Annotated in this window: 16 protein-coding genes and 1 other annotated feature; of the genes, 5 read left to right on the forward strand and 11 right to left on the reverse strand. The window is 42.9% G+C overall.

Annotation, left to right across the window (positions count from 1 at the left end; all coding sequences use genetic code 11):
* Window positions 1–10: 10 nt before the first annotated feature.
* The 4 genes from ilvC to DWB64_RS12090 form a co-directional block, all read right to left on the reverse strand.
* A complete protein-coding gene (gene ilvC, locus DWB64_RS12075) occupies window positions 11–1,006 on the reverse strand; it encodes a ketol-acid reductoisomerase (RefSeq protein WP_129488500.1) in 996 nt (331 codons plus the stop codon).
* Window positions 987–1,241, reverse strand: a complete 255-nt coding sequence (locus DWB64_RS12080) for a hypothetical protein (RefSeq protein WP_129488501.1) — start codon at window positions 1,239–1,241, stop codon at window positions 987–989. Before DWB64_RS12080 ends, ilvC begins: the two co-directional genes overlap by 20 nt.
* 39 nt (window positions 1,242–1,280) lie before the next feature.
* Window positions 1,281–1,463: a hypothetical protein gene (locus tag DWB64_RS12085; RefSeq protein ID WP_129488502.1), complete on the reverse strand. Its 183-nt coding sequence runs from the start codon at window positions 1,461–1,463 to the stop codon at window positions 1,281–1,283.
* A gap of 72 nt (window positions 1,464–1,535) precedes the next feature.
* Window positions 1,536–1,769 (reverse strand) — a binding site (T-box leader).
* Window positions 1,770–1,983: 214 nt separating this feature from the next.
* Window positions 1,984–2,547, reverse strand: coding sequence for a DNA-3-methyladenine glycosylase I (locus DWB64_RS12090; RefSeq protein WP_129488503.1), 564 nt, complete (start codon window positions 2,545–2,547; stop codon window positions 1,984–1,986).
* A 231-nt stretch (window positions 2,548–2,778) separates the two neighbouring features.
* Between DWB64_RS12090 and DWB64_RS12095 the strand changes: the two genes are divergently transcribed.
* Together DWB64_RS12095 and DWB64_RS19540 are read left to right on the forward strand one after the other, a co-directional pair.
* Window positions 2,779–5,694: an acyl-CoA dehydratase activase-related protein gene (locus DWB64_RS12095; RefSeq protein WP_129488504.1), complete on the forward strand. Its 2,916-nt coding sequence runs from the start codon at window positions 2,779–2,781 to the stop codon at window positions 5,692–5,694.
* Between the two features lie 5 nt (window positions 5,695–5,699).
* Window positions 5,700–6,998 carry a 2-hydroxyacyl-CoA dehydratase gene (locus DWB64_RS19540; protein ID WP_129488505.1) on the forward strand — a complete coding sequence of 433 codons (1,299 nt, stop codon included), beginning with the start codon at window positions 5,700–5,702 and terminating at the stop codon, window positions 6,996–6,998.
* A gap of 48 nt (window positions 6,999–7,046) precedes the next feature.
* On the opposite strand, the gene DWB64_RS12105 is transcribed toward DWB64_RS19540, so the two are convergent.
* The 3 genes from DWB64_RS12105 to DWB64_RS12115 form a co-directional block, all read right to left on the reverse strand.
* Entirely contained in the window at window positions 7,047–7,616 is a 570-nt protein-coding gene (locus tag DWB64_RS12105; protein ID WP_129488506.1) for an HD domain-containing protein, read from the reverse strand.
* A gap of 50 nt (window positions 7,617–7,666) precedes the next feature.
* Window positions 7,667–8,113, reverse strand: a complete 447-nt coding sequence (locus DWB64_RS12110; RefSeq protein WP_129488507.1) for a J domain-containing protein — start codon at window positions 8,111–8,113, stop codon at window positions 7,667–7,669.
* 70 nt (window positions 8,114–8,183) lie between these two features.
* A complete protein-coding gene (locus DWB64_RS12115) occupies window positions 8,184–9,821 on the reverse strand; it encodes a hypothetical protein (RefSeq protein ID WP_129488508.1) in 1,638 nt (545 codons plus the stop codon).
* A gap of 247 nt (window positions 9,822–10,068) precedes the next feature.
* Here DWB64_RS12115 and DWB64_RS12120 point away from each other — a divergent pair, with 247 nt between their 5' ends.
* Window positions 10,069–10,473, forward strand: coding sequence for a twitching motility protein PilT (locus tag DWB64_RS12120; RefSeq protein ID WP_129488509.1), 405 nt, complete (start codon window positions 10,069–10,071; stop codon window positions 10,471–10,473).
* 160 nt (window positions 10,474–10,633) lie between these two features.
* A complete protein-coding gene (rsgA, locus tag DWB64_RS12125) occupies window positions 10,634–11,743 on the forward strand; it encodes a ribosome small subunit-dependent GTPase A (RefSeq protein ID WP_129488510.1) in 1,110 nt (369 codons plus the stop codon).
* Between the two features lie 80 nt (window positions 11,744–11,823).
* On the opposite strand, the gene DWB64_RS12130 is transcribed toward rsgA, so the two are convergent.
* From DWB64_RS12130 to DWB64_RS12145, 4 genes are all read right to left on the reverse strand, one after another.
* On the reverse strand, window positions 11,824–12,192 hold the full coding sequence (locus DWB64_RS12130) for a 2Fe-2S iron-sulfur cluster-binding protein (RefSeq protein ID WP_164980387.1): 369 nt from the start codon (window positions 12,190–12,192) through the stop codon (window positions 11,824–11,826).
* Window positions 12,193–12,330: 138 nt separating this feature from the next.
* Window positions 12,331–13,008, reverse strand: coding sequence for an ABC transporter ATP-binding protein (locus DWB64_RS12135; protein ID WP_129488512.1), 678 nt, complete (start codon window positions 13,006–13,008; stop codon window positions 12,331–12,333).
* 1 nt (window position 13,009) lies between these two features.
* The gene (locus DWB64_RS12140) at window positions 13,010–14,656 is read right to left on the reverse strand and encodes an iron ABC transporter permease (protein WP_129488513.1); all 1,647 of its coding nucleotides are present in this window, start codon (window positions 14,654–14,656) and stop codon (window positions 13,010–13,012) included.
* Window positions 14,657–14,717: 61 nt separating this feature from the next.
* Window positions 14,718–15,791 carry a Fe(3+) ABC transporter substrate-binding protein gene (locus DWB64_RS12145; protein WP_129488514.1) on the reverse strand — a complete coding sequence of 358 codons (1,074 nt, stop codon included), beginning with the start codon at window positions 15,789–15,791 and terminating at the stop codon, window positions 14,718–14,720.
* A 228-nt stretch (window positions 15,792–16,019) separates the two neighbouring features.
* Here DWB64_RS12145 and DWB64_RS12150 point away from each other — a divergent pair, with 228 nt between their 5' ends.
* Window positions 16,020–16,919: a DMT family transporter gene (locus tag DWB64_RS12150; RefSeq protein ID WP_129488515.1), complete on the forward strand. Its 900-nt coding sequence runs from the start codon at window positions 16,020–16,022 to the stop codon at window positions 16,917–16,919.
* Window positions 16,920–17,097 lie beyond the last annotated feature (178 nt).

Raw genomic sequence — 17,097 nt, forward strand, 5'->3', positions numbered from 1 at the left:
AAGTCTTTTCCTAATCTTTTTTAATCCAAGACATCATACCTCTTAACTCTTTTCCGACACTGATGATCGGATGAGTTGTCTCTTGATGTCTGATTGTGTTGAACATCGGGCGATTCAGTTTGTTCTCCATCAGCCAGTTTCTTGCAAATGTTCCTTCCTGAATTTCCTTGAGTACCTTTTTCATTTCTTCGCGTGTATCCTCGGTGATGATGCGCTTACCGATCATGTAATCGCCATATTCGGCAGTATCGCTAACACTGCTTCTCATCGCTTCAAATCCACCTTCATAAAACAGATCTACAATCAGCTTTAACTCATGTAAACATTCAAAATATGCTACTTCGGGCTGATACCCCGCACCAGTCAGCGTGTCGAACCCCGCTTTTACAAGTTCAGTCACACCACCGCATAAGACCGCCTGTTCACCAAATAGGTCCGTTTCGGTTTCTTCTTTAAACGTTGTCTCAATTACACCTGCTCTAGTCGATCCGATCCCCTGCGCATACGCGAGGGCCATATCCTTGGCCCTACCAGACGCATCCTGATGCACAGCGATCAGTGCCGGAACACCTCGACCTTCCTGATACTGCCTTCTCACAAGGTGACCAGGACTCTTAGGTGCGACCATGAACACGTCGTTTCCTTTAGGAGCTTCGATCTGATGGTACTGGATATTGAATCCGTGCGCAAAAGCAAGTGCTGCATCCTTTTTTAGGTTGGGTTTGATATGACTGTTATAGACATGACTCTGCTTTGTGTCCGGTACTAGAATCATGACGATATCAGCATCTTTGACCGCATCAGAGACAAGCTCAGCCTTTAGACCGTCAGCCCTTGCCTTCTCAAAGGATGCACTTCCTTCATAAAGACCGACAACAACGTCTACTCCGCTTTCTTTCAAATTGAGTGAATGGGCATGCCCCTGCGATCCATATCCAATGACCGCTACTTTTTTTCCTACTAACAGACCTTCAGCCACATCCGCATCATAATACATTTTTTTCATAACATACCCCTCCCAAAGATTCAATGTTATATACGTCTTCTAGTTTTCTCACATGTTGAATCGCCTTTTTTACCCTACCTTCATTTTCATTCATCGTAATCAGCAGCTTGTACTCATCCGATGAACATTCCTCCATAATCAGCTGATGCACTTTGAACTGCTTACGCTTAAGAGTGTTTACTATTCTTACTATCGCCGAAAGTCCGCTTGTAGCGTGTACTTTTAGTACTATCATTACCTACACTCCTTTTGCCTCTAGTCTAATTAGAAAATGTTATTCCTCAAATCTGATATTTTCGTCTTCGAATGCTTCGCCCATAAAATTACATTTATGACCATGCATATATTCGTACTCCAGTTCTTTTAGTGTTTCTCTTAGCTTTTCCGGTTGTCTTTCAATGGTTCTTGCACTCTCGTTCGTTTGATTTGACATTGTGTTTACCTGTTGGTTTCTCATGGTCATTCTCCTTTTTTAGTTTTAATTTTGGCAATAAAAAAATCCTTTGCGCCTATAAACACTACTAGCATTTATAGGGGCAAAAGATTAACTTTCACGGTACCACCCTAATTCGCGATAAAATCGCCTCTTCAGATCTCTTGATGAAATCTTAGCTTCGATAACGGGAGCAGCCGGCAACATCTACTGTGATTTCAATGCGCAGTTCTGGAGTGAGTTATCTATAAGTCAACCGCATCAGTTTTCACCAACCACTGATTCTCTAGGGCCAAATCAACTTATTTTTTTCTCCGTCAACACTTTTTAAATTTTGTATTGTTCTGAGTATAGGCCTAACAGATTATCCTGTCAACACAGTTTTCAGAATTTGCAAAAGAAAACGTTTCCTCATTTCAAAGACACCCGTCTTTGTACGGACGACAAATTGGATTGCTTCTTTTCAAAAAATAAAAAGCACCTCCCGACTTAATAAGACTTCCAGTCAGAAAATGCCATCAACAATAAAATAGTGCTGTTCATCCTATCTTGCGATACACCCCAGCAGATGGTCGTTTACAATCCCTACCGCTTGCATATAGGCATAACATATCGTCGATCCCATAAATTTGAATCCACGCCGTTTAAGGTCTTTGCTAAGCGCATCGCTTAACGCCGTGGTTGCAGGAACTTCATCGATCGATACGAAGGTATTCAGTATCGGCGATCCGCCTACAAAGCTCCATAAGTATTCGCTGAAAGTTCCAAACTCATCTATCACCTTCTCAAATGCGATCGCGTTATTTCTCACTGAATAGACCTTTAAGCGATTTCTGATAATTCGTGGATCCTGCAGTTTATCATCTAGCTGCTCATCGGTATAGCGTGCACAAAGCTTATGGTCGAACCCGTCAAAAATGGATCTATACCCTTCGCGTCTTCTCAAAATGGTTATCCAAGAAAGTCCTGCCTGGGCACCTTCAAGGCACAACATCTCAAAAAGCTTCTGATCATCGTATAAGGGAACTCCCCATTCCTTGTCGTGATACTCACAGTAGAGCGGATCGGTACCCGCCCAGTCACATCTTATCAGCTTTTTATCTGTCATCGTCGATCCCCTTTCCATGTCCCTTCTGCCTTAATCCTATTATAAGCTAAAAATCACTTAAATGCTTTCCTTATGCCTTTAATTAGCCGATTTCGCTTCTTCTTAAAAGCAGAGGAGCATGCCTTGAAAACCATTGACATAATATTTTGTCAATAATTTAAATAGCAGTTATTGACAAGTTATGAAATTGGGAATATCTTTGTGTTATTGGGTAAAAAAGTGAGGTATAACATGAAAATTGGTATAGACATCGGAAGCACAACCATAAAGCTTGTAGCTCTCGACTTTGAAGACAAAGTGATTTATAAGAATTACATACGGCATAAGTCCCAAGTAGATGAAACGGTCATCTATCTCATCAAAGATTATCTCTCAAAAGGTCATACACAAGATGTGACGCTCTCCGTCACAGGATCGGCAGGTTTAGGATTATCAGAAGCACTGTCCATCCCATTTGTTCAAGAAGTGATCGCAGGTACCAAAGTGGTTCTTGCAAGAAATCCTGAAACCGATGTCGTCATCGAACTAGGTGGAGAAGATCAGAAAATCATTTTCTTAGGCGATTCCGTCGAACAGAGGATGAACGGCGCATGCGCCGGAGGAACAGGGGCGTTTATCGATCAGATGGCTCAACTGCTTAATTTGAATGCCACAGAACTAAATGAACTGGCAAAAAAACACACAAAAATATACCCTATCGCGTCACGCTGCGGGGTTTTTGCTAAAACAGACCTACAAGCCCTACTCAATCAAGGCATCGCCCTAGAGGATCTTGCTGCAAGCATCTTTCAAGCTGTCGTCAATCAAACCATAGCAGGCCTTGCTCAGGGACGGGTTATCGCAGGTAACATTTGCTTTTTAGGCGGACCGCTTACATTTTTGAGCGAGTTACGTGAACGCTTTATCGCGACATTAAACTTAAAAAACGGCGTGCTTCCTGCAGATTCAGAGTTTTATGTAGCCATCGGTGCCGCAATGCTTATTAAGCCGGATTGGGCATTCGATGTAAGGTCGATCATAGAAAAAATCGAATCCAAAGGTCATCGTACAGGGCAAAACAATCGCCTGAACGCACTCTTTGAAACAGAAGAGGAACGGATAGCCTTTAACAAGAGGCATTCTGAGGATTCACTTACCTATGCTTCGCTGAGTGATTTTACAGGCGATGTCGTCATCGGAATAGACGCCGGCTCCACCACCACCAAGTTAGTGGTTATTTCACCGGAAGGTACCTTGTTATACCAAAAGTACATCTACAACGAAGGTAAGGTAATCACACTTATTAAATCCGCCCTACTCGAAGTCTATTCAATGATGGGCGACCGATGCAGGGTCATAAGTTCTGGCGTTACAGGGTATGGCGAATCGCTTATAAAAAAGGCTTTCAATATCGATCTTGGCGAAGTGGAAACACTCGCGCATTACGAAGCAGCCAAGTTTTTCAATAAGGATGTGGATTTTGTTCTCGATATCGGTGGACAAGACATGAAATCCTTTAAAATCAGAAACGGCGTTATCGAATCCATTTTACTGAACGAAGCCTGCTCAAGCGGATGTGGCTCTTTCATCTCCACCTTTGCAAACGGACTTGGCTATGATGTAAGCTCTTTCGCGCAAAGAGGACTTTACGGTACATCACCTGTCGACCTTGGCACAAGATGCACCATATTTATGAACTCCAATGTCAAACAGGCTCAAAAGGAAGGCGCAAGCATCGAGGACTTATCCGCCGGACTTTCCATGAGTGTGATTAAGAACGCCCTTTACAAGGTCATCAGGCTCGATCAAAGGGAGAAACTCGGTGAAAATATCGTTGTTCAAGGGGGTACCTTTTACAACGATTCAGTACTAAGGGCATTTGAGTTGGAGACTGGCACAAATGTAGTCCGACCAAAAATATCCGGATTGATGGGTGCTTTCGGCATCGCACTTTTAGCGCTAAAAGCAAGCAAACGACCTTCGTCAATCAAGTCCAGAATAGAAATCGAAGCCTTGTCGTTCAAATCGACTACCGTCCACTGCAACAAGTGCGAGAACAACTGCTTGCTCTCCATCAGCACCTTCAACAACGGAGACAAAGAAGTCCACGGCCACCGGTGCGAGCGCGGGATAGGCATCACAGAGGTCGGCGATACCTTCAATATGTTCGACTATAAATTGAATCTTATACAGACCTACCGTAAAAGAAATGGCCATCGTGAAACCATCGGCATACCCCTTGTGCTCAACATGTACGAGAACCTTCCCTTCTGGTCGACGTTCTTCCATACACTCGGTTACGGCGTGGTGGCTTCCGAGCCGTCCACAAAGGCTGTTTACGAGATGGGACAATATACGATCCCCAGCGACACGGTGTGTTATCCAGGCAAGCTGATCCATGGGCATATGGAAACACTTTTAAAACAGAAGACCGATTACATCTATTATCCGTGCATGACCTATAATTTCAAAGAAAAAGAACACCCTAAAAACCACTACAACTGCCCTGTGGTCGCTTACTATCCTGAAGTAATCGCCAACAACGTCGATTCGATTTGTCGCTCTACCTATATCACCGATTATATCGGGTTACATGATAAGAAGAGCTTTGTAAGGCAAATGTCCGCCACCTTGAAAAAGATGAACTACAGCGGAAGCAGGCGCGAGGTCGAAAAGGCATATCAGCTTGGAATGAAAGCCTATTTCGAATTCAAGGGTAAAATAATCGATCGAGGTTCTGAGACGCTCGACCACGCCAGGCAGTCAGGAAAAAAAGCCATCGTTTTAGCGGGAAGACCCTATCATATCGATCCAGAGGTCAACCATGGTCTATCTCAGCTGTTAAGCATGATGGGTGTCGTAACACTAACTGAAGACAGCATATCCCATCTGAAAAACCACAAAGATCCCACCGTACTCAACCAGTGGACCTACCACACAAGGTTATATGACGCTGCGAAATTTGTGAGTGAATCAGAGGGTATCAATCTGTCACTCGTGCAACTGGTTTCATTCGGATGCGGGCTTGATGCCATCACCGTGGACGAAACAAAAAAAATACTGGAATCTTCAGGCAAAGTATATACACAAATCAAAATCGATGAAATGAGCAATTTGGGCGCAATTAAAATCAGACTTCGCTCACTGCTTGCAACGATGGAAAGGTAATCAAAATGGCAGAACTAATCTACAACGAACAAGGTCGATTGCTATTTACAGAAGAAATGAAAAACGAATATACCATCCTAGTGCCTCAGATGGCACCTTTTCATTTTGAGTTTTTAGTCGAAGCGCTTCATCAGGAGGGATACAAAGCCACCCTGCTATCCAATTTCAATGACCAGATCAAGCAGCTCGGGGTCAAGTACGTGCATAATGACACATGCTATCCAGCAATACTTGTGATCGGGCAGCTGCTGGACGCGATTATAAACGGGGACCACGACCCTAAAAAAATTGCTGTCATCATGACACAGACCGGTGGCGGATGCAGGGCGAGCAATTATATCCATCTCCTTCGCAGCGCGCTCGAAAAATCCGGTTACGGTTATATTCCGGTAGTTTCGTTAAGCCCCTCAAAAATCGAAAGCAACCCAGGCTTCATGTTGCCGCTTCGCTTTTGGATCAAAGCCTTGTGGAGCGTGTTTTATGGCGACATCCTGCAGCAGCTTTACAACGAAATCAAACCCTACGAAATCAACACGGGATCAGTCGACCGCATGGCATCAGATTGGACAGAGCGGATTGTACAGACCTTCAAGACCGAGCGTATCTATACGTTTAAAAAAGTGCTGAACAACTTAAAAGAACTGATCGCTGATTTTTCGACGATACCACGAAATGAGTCTTCTCTGATCAAAGTGGGTATCGTAGGAGAGATCTATGTCAAATACTCCTCGCTAGGCAACAACAACCTAGAAGATTTTTTAAGGAGCGAGAATGTTGAAGTCGTCATTCCGCCTCTACTTGATTTTGTATTATTCAAATTGGATTACCGCGGTCTCGAAGTAGACCTCTACGGTGGTAAAAAAATAAAAAAGAGGCTTGTTGAGTTCGCAATCTCCATTGTTGAAAACTACCGAAGCAAAATAAACATCCAGCTTAAAAAGCATCACTTCAGGCAGGCGACAAGCTACAAGGAACTAAAAGGATTTGTAAAAGACATCATAGGCTACGGAAACCGAATGGGTGAAGGCTGGCTTTTAACCGCTGAAATGTTCGAACTCATCCATATCGGAGCCCCAAATATCATCTGTACTCAGCCCTTCGGATGCCTACCCAACCATATCTCGGGTAAAGGTGTCGTGAACGCGATAAAAAAACGTCATCCATTCAGCAATATCGTTCCTATCGATTACGATCCTGGCGCTTCCGATGTGAATCAAAAGAACCGAATCAAATTGATGCTTGCGATAGCAAAGGATGAAGTCCATCAACACAGCGAATCCATTGTCTCTGTAAAAGCAAAATAAAAAACAAAATAGAAACCGCATATGCGGTTTCTATTTTGTTTTGGGTTACTATTTTAAAGCTTTGCATCCAGCTTCTATTTCCTTGATTAAGACATCGAACTCGTCCAGCTTGCTATATCGAGAACTCTTTGCAATAGGCAGGAACTCATTTTCTGTTTCCTTAAGATACTTGCTTATCTTTTCATCAGAACCGCAAGCAGGGAGCGACTTGATATTGTCCAGACGGTCTACAAGCTTGATATAGAATGGCGCGTATTTGACGACCAGCTTTTTCATATAGTCTTCAAAGGACTCCCCTTCTTTTTTAGTAAGCAGGAGCACATCCTTTGCGATCTCTTCTGAATACTCCTTTTTCAGGTTGTCATAGGTATAATCGGTATCTTCTAGCACATCATGTAAAAGCGCTGTGATATAGGCTTGTGAGTCACAGTTTTCCAGAACTTGTTTTGCAACTCTCTCCACATGCTCGAAGTAAGGAGTTCCCTCATCCCTAAGTTGACCCTCATGCGCTTTTTTTGAAGAATCGTACGCTTTTATTTCTAACTTTTTCATTTCCGGTTCTTCATTTGACTCTTCTTGAGGTTTTGATTTCTTATTCTGATTTTTATTGTTTTTCATCCAGCACCCTTTTCTTAATCTAATTTAATTATGCTAACTATCGACTTAATTCATGATGTGAAATTTCTTTTTAATTTCTCATATGCTTCCAGAATCTCAATAAAGACCGTTGATTCGCCACCTTTGTCCGGATGGTGCAACTTGGCAAGTTCCTTAAATCGTTTTTTCACATCCTCCGCAGTCGCAGCAGATGACAATCCCAAGGCTTCGAGACTCTCACGCTCAAACAGATCCGTAAGCGGTAGACCATTTTCCTTGTAATACTGGTGATAGATCGCAAAGAAAAGACAGTCGAACACTTCCTTGCGCATCAGATGATCCATCGTTAAGAGCACAGGCAAAGGATATGCGACATCGGAAGCATGTTCATTTGTAGAAAAAAACTCGCTCCAAATCAAATGATCCCCTTCACGCATCGGCCTGTGGCAGAACCGAATAGCAACTTCCTGCTTTTTAAGCTGTCTCAGTTTTCTTATCAGTTCATCACGGTTCATCATAAACACCTATCCTGCATCGTCGTATAGACTTGATTATACACTAAAATCCGTGTTTCGCAGCATCCCCGACTCAATTTTTAAACCCAGTCAAGTCATCAAATTCGATTTTTCTATTGAAATGATTCAGTTCATAGATGGAATTGATGTAATTTAAAATCAAACTGATCTTGTAGTGCAGCAGTGCTTCCGATTTGTAAAACGGTTTCACCTTGTCATTTTTCATAATCGAAAACTCCCAAAGCTCCGCCAAATCTTCCGTATTTGCAACAAGGCTGTACTTTGTAATGACTCCAAGTTTGATAAAATCCTCAGTAAATCCACTGTAGTAATTTCCCTGAGCCCTTTGTCTTTCAAAGGCTTCATCACTGGCATACTGGTCCCTCAGGTACTCCATATCTTTTAATTTTAGCAGTCCTGATGCGCTATAAAGAACATCGCTGTAATAGTCATCGATGACATGCATCATCTCATGGTGCAAGGCGCTTTGAAAAGTACTCAGTTCGCGGTCTTCAATTACAATATAACTCGCATCCCTCGCAAACGCCCTTAGACTAAATCCATACTCGTCAGAACGTATCTCATCCACGACAATGATTTTAAAACCATAGGGATCCGTTTCCCCACTGATGTTCCACTCTAAAAGTTCAGCAAGTGTCCTTGTCATGTGATAGCCGTTTGGCGTCTCATACTTCCTGCAAAAAATCAGGGGTTCTATGATGCCCTGATAGCTACTTAGCACCTCAGCTGCGGCATCGATATAGCTTTGAGCATTTTTTAGCGGTATCATTTCATAATCTTCATCTTCGATTAGCTGCGAGGACACAAATCTGCTGTAATCCAAGCTATCAAAAATAATCGCGACCTCCCAGTCCATATCAAGGTAGAAGTATCGGTTCGCCTCAAGCAAATAGTATACTTCATCCTCACTTATCACAGCACTTTCAACCCGATTATCCTCGCTCAGGTAGCGAGCGAGATACTCTTCATCAAGCTGACGCATCTCATCAGTGGACAATAAAAAGGCATTGCCATCTCCATAAGTTGTCAGTCGTTTGTCCACTACCTGATAGTCGCCACTCGGTTTTTCATAAAGAATCTTATTGAGTACATTCATACTGCCAAGCATCGGCTTAAAATTGACAAATTCGTCCTCAACATACGAATAGATCCGATCGAAATCAGCTTTTGACCGTGACAAGGCAAATTCACCGACAAAATAGTCAATTAGCATACCTGTCATGACATTACTGCTCAATTCGTTTTCTGTTAACATCCTTAAAAGATAAAACCTAGGCGAATTCAGTCTAAATGCTTCGCCTAGCGTCCCCTTATGAATTTCCATTTCCTTTTTTAGATAACTAGGTAGCCTCTCAACCATCAGCCGTCTGTATTCATCCACTATCTCTTCAGAGATGTCTTCAAGCACGATTAAGTCCTCAATCCACCTAAGTGAGTTTCTTATATCGTAGTAGATGGGCTCAGTCAATTCATCCCCATAGACCAAAAGATCGATCCGTTTGCTCACCTCTTCAAGCACCTCATCAGCCTTCAAATCTGAAGCTTCCTCTAACCTACCGCTAAAGTCCGGTTGGTCTTGAAGCATACCAGATAAGAAGACCCCTTGCCTATTCAGGACTATTCCCCCTAAAATGAGCATGCTTAAAACAAGCAATGCGATCGTACTTTTAAGTACATTTCCCTTATTCATAACGAAGCCTCTTTCAAATAGGATTCTTCTATGGGGATGTGCTGAACCATACCAGCACTCCTATCCATACTTGATTTATAGCCAACTCGCCGGCAATTAAACCTCATCTTACCTGCCATGATGATGTCAACTAAAAAACTAATGAATAGTTGACTTTATTTTCTGAAAACAAGTGGAAATGATCCCTATATCGGGTTACAATAAGGTACGAGGTAACTAAACCATACTAACCTAAAAGGGAGACTATATGATTAAATTACTCATTGGACAAACAGGTATCGGTAAAACAAAAGAAATGATCGAACATGCCAATTCAGCGATTACTACTGCAAAAGGCAATATACTCTTTATTGACGAATCCAACGAAAGTATTCTTGAAATAAATCATGAAATCAGATACATCAATATTTCTGATTATCCCGTCAACTCTTCTACTGAATTCATCGCCTTCTTATACGGTCTGATGAGCAGTAACTACGATATCGAATCTATTTATCTAGATGGCATACTCAACATCTACATCATGACTCCAGAAGAGATTTGCGTCTGGTTGGAAAAAATCAAACTACTTTCAGAAAAACATGAAGTCAGATTCGAAATCAGCTTAAGCTACAACGGTGAAATACCGGAATGTTTCAAACCTTATCTATAACCAAATGAACCAGTGGGTCAATCGCCCACTGGTTTTTTTATGCCAAAATTCTCAACATACATGTCGTATGAATCACCAAGTTTTTCTATAACTCTTTGTTACTAAATATCAGTCGTGATTTGGGGTAGTATTGATATAGAAAGTCAAGGAGGTAATACCGATGGATATAACAACACTTGGATGGAACAGTTTCTTTAAACTCGAATTCGATAAGTTCAGCGACAAGGACTACCTGCCTGCGCGCGTAATCCGTGAAGAAAAGGGACATTACCTTTTAGCGTATACAGACGGAGAGATCGCAGCAGAAATTTGCGGCAAGCTCAGGTATCATATCACCTGCCTCAAGGAATATCCCAGCGTAGGTGACTGGGTGGCAATGAAACCCACTTGCGAAAACACCCACAGCATCATCTATCACGTGTTAAACAGAAAAAGCTGTTTCACCCGCAAAGCGCCCATATCAGGCGGTCGGACAGTACGCGAAGTAAACAATCAGAAGACCGTCCTCGGTGGTGCGACAGAAGAACAGGTGATCGCTGCAAATATCGACACGGTTTTCATCGTTCTCGCTTGTGACAACGACTTCAACCTTCACAGGCTCGAAAGATATTTGCTTCTCACTTACAATAGCGGTGCAACACCTGTCATACTGCTCAACAAGATCGACCTTATCGATGATGCGGAGTCATTTGTCAAGAAAATAGAATCGGTAGCCCTAGGTGCAGACATACACGCCATCAGCGCGCTTGAAAATACGAATCTCGACCTGCTCAACCAGTACTTATCCATAGGAAGGACCGTCGGGCTATTCGGCTCATCCGGCGTAGGCAAATCGACCATCATCAATCAGCTGTTGGGTTACGACCGTCTACTGACTAAAAGCGTTAGAGAAGTAGACAGCAAAGGAAGACATACTACCACTTGGCGCGAACTCGTCTTGCTTGAAAACGGCGGTATCTTGATTGACACCCCAGGCATGCGAGAACTCCAGCTATGGATCGACGAAGACGCCCTGTCCCATCAGTTTTCAGACATCGAAGAGCTGATGACAAGGTGCAAGTTCAGAAACTGTACACATAATACCGAGCCCGGCTGTGCCATCAACAGCAGCATAGAAGACGGCACCTTGGACCCCGACCGTTATCATAACTATTTGATGTTGCAGTCAGAAACCGGCTATCTCACAAAGAGAAGAAGAGAAAAAGAAATCGCTCTCATGCAGCGTAAGTATCACAGTAACCAGATGAAAGCACTAAACCGAAAACCATAACATGTGTTCTAATAGTAAAAAATAAAGAGATAGAATTGTCTGTAAGCATAGACAATTCCATCTCTTTTACATTCACAAAACTAGCAGCAGCCGTCTCCACAGCCGCAATCGTCGTCACCGCAGCCATCTCCGCAATTACATTCAAGTTTTTCACCGGATTCGATCGCTTTTTTATAGGTCAGCAACCTTTCCTTCCTTAATCGTATCAGTTCAGGCGTATTCACTTTGATTTCCATGCCCTCTCTTGGACGAATAGTACATGCGTATTTTTCTTCACCATCGATTTCCACGACACATCCGTTGCAGCATCCATTAACCCGCCCTTGTAGATAGCATGGTGCCGGTATACCGATGCCATTGTCTCTGGCAACATCCACGATCGTCTTATGTGATAGTTTCACACTAAGCTGTTTTCCATCGATCGACATCGTTTTCATCCTGATTTTCATCGTATCTCTCCTTAAAGTGCAAAACATCTTCTTATCCTAACATCAGTTGTCTTATGTTTTCATTATATAGAAAACACAGCATTTAAACAAACAAAAAGAGCATGTCAGCGACCTGCTCCTATCTAGTACATGATTTTATCAGTTATCTTTATTAACCACATAGTTTTCAACGATTTTGCCCTGATCGATCTTGATCACTCTGTCGGCTATCGCATCGCAGTCAGCGGGATCATGTGTGACAAAGACCGTCGTGATCTGGCTTTGCTTTAAAAGCTTTGCCATTTCTCTTCTTAAGTCATCTTTTAAATGCGCATCCAAATTACTGAAAGGTTCATCAAGGAGCAGTAATCGCGGACTGATGGCAAGCGCTCTCGAAAGTGCTACACGTTGCTGCTGGCCACCGCTCAATTCATGGGGATAACGATTTTTAAACGCTGTCATATGAATCATTTCAAGCAGCTGATCCACCTTCTGTTTTTTGTGCGAAGCCCTGGCTTGTTTCATTCCAAAGGCGATATTCTTAGCAACGGTTATGTGCGGAAAAAGCGCGTAGTCCTGAAAGACCATTCCTATTCCCCGTGTTTCGCATGGGGCGATGGTACTCTTACTATATAGTACAGTTCCATCTAAATGAATGCTGCCTTTTTGTGGATGGTCAAGTCCTGCGATGAGTCTTAATAACGTACTTTTACCACTTCCGCTTTCGCCTAAAAGCGCAACGATCTCACCTTCATTCACATCAAGATCCAAAGCCTTGATCACATTTTCTTTCGCCTTGGGGTAAGAAAAGCCCAACTCCCTTATCGTCAAATACATCCTAATCCTCCTTGTTGAGCATGCGATACAACAACCATACCGACATCATACTGATACCGATAATCAGCAGTGAAGCGACTGAAGCCTCATGAATCATCTCGTCATTGGCATACTCATAAACGCGGGTCGCAAGCGTTGTAAAATTAAAGGGTCGTAACACAAGTGTGAGCGGCAGCTCCTTTAGCACATCTACAAAGACTAGCGCAAATGAGGAGAGCAGCGCCGTTTTTAGCATAGGCACATCCACCTGTAGCACAGCCTGATAAGACTTTAACCCCATGAGTCTCGCCGCGTAATAATAACCATCGCCAAGTTGGGTCATGCCCGATTCGATATTGTTGTAACCTATTGCCATAAACCTCATGATCAGAGCAAAGCCCAGCATCACAATAGATGAACTGATTACTAGCGTTTTGGTCCCAAAACCTAATACTTCATAGATACCAAAGCCACTGATAAATCTATCCAGGGCGATAAAACTCATCGTCACCCCAATGGCGATGACTGCCCCCGGAAGCGCATATCCCGATATCGTAAGCTTGGCCATCACATGGTCGAAGGTACGTTGTCGTTTTCTTGTATTGTGCGCGATAACAAGCCCAACCACAACAACTACAGCTGCGACACATGCGGCCAGAGAAATCGTGTGCAAGAGGATTTTAGATAGCCCCCTTAGCTGGACACTATCCAGTGCCATAAGTGCCCACTGTATCAACTGCAAGGTAGGAATGATGAATCCGAGCGAGGTGATCACTGCAAATCCACTTGTAACACCAATGGCGCGCCATCCCTTGAGTGCCCTGACTTTAATCGGTGTCCTTTTGGCTTGCGCAAGCCCGAACCGCTTGCGTCTTACAAGCAACCGTTCTGTCGTCAACACAGTCAATACAATACTTATGAGCAGTAGCGCAAGCCTTATCGCTGTGGTGACATCGCCCATTGAAAACCAGGTTTTGAAGATTGCAGTGCTAAAGGTTGGAACGCCGTAGTAATTAACCACACCATAATCGCTTAAGACTTCTAGTACTACCAGTGTCACACTGCTGATCAGAGGTACTCTCATTAAAGGGATCAGTAATTTGAAGAAGATTTCCTTCATGCTATAGCCAAGGGTTCTCGCACTTTCGATAAACTGATTTGCCTGTCGCTGCATAAAAGTATAGGTGATCGCATAGACATAGGGATACAGAAAAATCGAAAAGATGAAGATGACTCCACCAATATTCATGATATTCAAACTTTTGAAAGGACCTTCCAGTCCCAGCGGACCTCGAAGAAACTGTTGAACAACTCCAGTATAGCTAAGCATGCCGAAATAGACGACAGCACCAATATATGGAGGAATCGCAAGAGGCAGGAGAACCAACCACCTAAATATCCGTTTTAACGGAAAATCAAAAAAAGTCATAAAATAAGCAGTAAATACTCCGATACATGCTGCTGCGACCGCAACACCTAGCGCAATAATCCCTGTATTTTGCATATACTTAGGTAGTAGATAGGTTGCCACATGGTCCCAATATTCACTTTTCTCACTGAAGACTCTGATCAGTAAAAAACTTATCGGCCCACAGATCATCAGGACAACTCCAAGAGTCACTCCGAACGACGGCCCCATCTTATGTTGCTGAAATAACCTTTTAAGCATCCAGTCCACTCCATTTTAAAAAACAGAGCCGAAGATGATATCGACGGCTCTAAACAAGTTATTATTCCCATCCAATCCTATTGAAAATCTCAACAGCCTTATTGTTGTACTCACCCAAAAGACTTAAGTTGATATCTTGAGCTTTAAAGTCACCCCATGACTTAAGCAGATCAGACGCTTCTACATTTGGATTGACAGGGTATTCGTAGTTTGCTTGAGCAAAAGACTCCTGCGCCTCATCAGATGAAAGAAACTCGATCAGTAGAAGAGCTGCATCCGAATGCTTGGCATACTTTGTAATACCAGCACCACTTATGTTGATGTGCGTTCCATTGGTTTCCTGGTCTGGAAAGAACACTCCGACCTTGCTCGCCACTTCAACTTCAGCAGGGTCTTCTGAATTAATCATTTTACCAATATAATAAGTATTCATGATTGCAACATCACCTTCGCCTGCAACAACGGCCTTGGCTTGGTCCCTATCGTTCCCCTGTGGAGTACGTGCCATATTGTTCAGAATTACAGTAACCACTTGCTCAGCCTTTTCCTCGCCTTCCACAGCGATGAGTGAAGCAAGCAAAGATTGATTATAAATATTGGACGATGATCTTACTAAAACTTTACCATTCCATTTTTCCGATCCCAGATCTTCATACGTTGAAAGTTCAGATGGTGAAACTCTGTCAAGTGAATAGACAAGCACTCTAGCTCTTATTGTAAGTGCAGTCCAGAAATTCTCAGCGTCCTTTAAGTTTGCAGGAACATTCGCTTCCAACACTTCACTTGTAACAGGCTGTAAAAGGTCAAGTGCTTTTGCACGGTGAAGACGACCAGCATCCGCAGTCATCAACACGTCAGCTTCTGTGTCGGCGCCTTCACGAGTCAGTCTTTCGATAAGCTCATCGCTGCCTGCTTTAACCACATTGACGGTGATTCCCGATTTTTCAGTAAAGAGGTCAAAAAGTGCCTGGTCGGTGTCATAATGTCTGTCAGTGTACAAATTCACTACAGTTGATGCGGCAGCATCTTTTACTTCAACTTCTTTTACTTCTGTTTCTTCAACAGGCTGTGCGCATCCGGTCATTACAAGCGCGAACATCATAACTACAGATATAATCAATACAATTTTTTTCATTTCAAACTACTCCTTGAGATATTTTATTTGTTGAGAACTGATATCAATCATTTCACCTTATTGTAAATGCAAATCACTCTCGTGTCAAGGATGTATGTTACATTTCTAACAATGTATCAAATTGTTCATATTCTTCATAGACTGTACTGACAAAATATAGGCTCTCTCCATTGACTAGTGACATAATAAAGATTATACTTTTCGTGACACTAAATAACGAGGTGAATTATGTCAAATCAAATCAAAGCGGATATAGCACTATTACTGGTCACCGTCGGTTGGGGCTCGTCATTTATCCTCACCAAAAATGCCCTTGGTGACCTAAGTGCATTTAACTTTTTAGCACTTCGATTTTCACTTGCATTTGTGCTTGCCGCACTTGTTTTCTATAAACGATTCAAGTCGCTTAACAAGCAAACCCTACTGTCAGGAGTACTGGTTGGCGCTATTCTTTTTACGGGTTACGCTTTTCAGACAGTCGGTCTTAACTATACCTCTGTTTCAAATTCAGCCTTCATTACTGGCTTTTCTGTCATTCTGGTGCCCCTCATCAGTGCACTGCTCTTTAAAAACAAGATTCCACCGAATGCGATTCTGGGTACGGTATTGGCACTGCTGGGACTATCCCTTCTGACGCTCAACGGAAAACTCGCGCTCGGTATCGGTGACATGCTTACTTTTATATGCACATTCGCATTTGCCATGCATATCATTACTGTAGGGCACCTTACAAGTAAAGTAGATTCCATCTTACTGGGAATCATTCAAATAGGCATCGTCGGATTTTTAAGTACCATCGCCACATTTCTCTTCGAAGCTCCGATTATTCCGACTCAACTCGGCGTATGGACCAACTTGGCCGTACTTGCAGTACTATGCACTGCGGGAGCCTTCATAGTACAATCTGTGGCACAGCAGTACACAAGCGCCACACATACAGCGCTTATCTATACGGGTGAGCCTGTATTCGCAGCTATTTTCGCCTACTTCATGGTTGGCGAGTTGCTCAGCCTAAAAGGGTTGCTAGGCGCATGTATGGTGGTCACCGGAATGCTCGTTGCAGAACTGGACCCTTTTAAACTTCTTCGCAAGACTCTTCATACAGAAAGCGCAAGAAACATACAATAGAGTAGGAGGGGAAATTAAATAATTTCCCCGACCTCTCACACCACCGTACGTACCGTCCGGTATACGGCGGTTCCTAAGTTTACGCCTTTACAGTTTTCAAGTAATCTGAGAAGAATAAATAACCTGCTTTTCTAAGCAGATTATCTGTAATAGAACAATTGAGAATTTGGCTACCGGC

The sequence above is a fragment of the Fusibacter sp. A1 genome, assembly GCF_004125825.1.
Taxonomy (GTDB): domain Bacteria; phylum Bacillota; class Clostridia; order Peptostreptococcales; family Acidaminobacteraceae; genus QQWI01.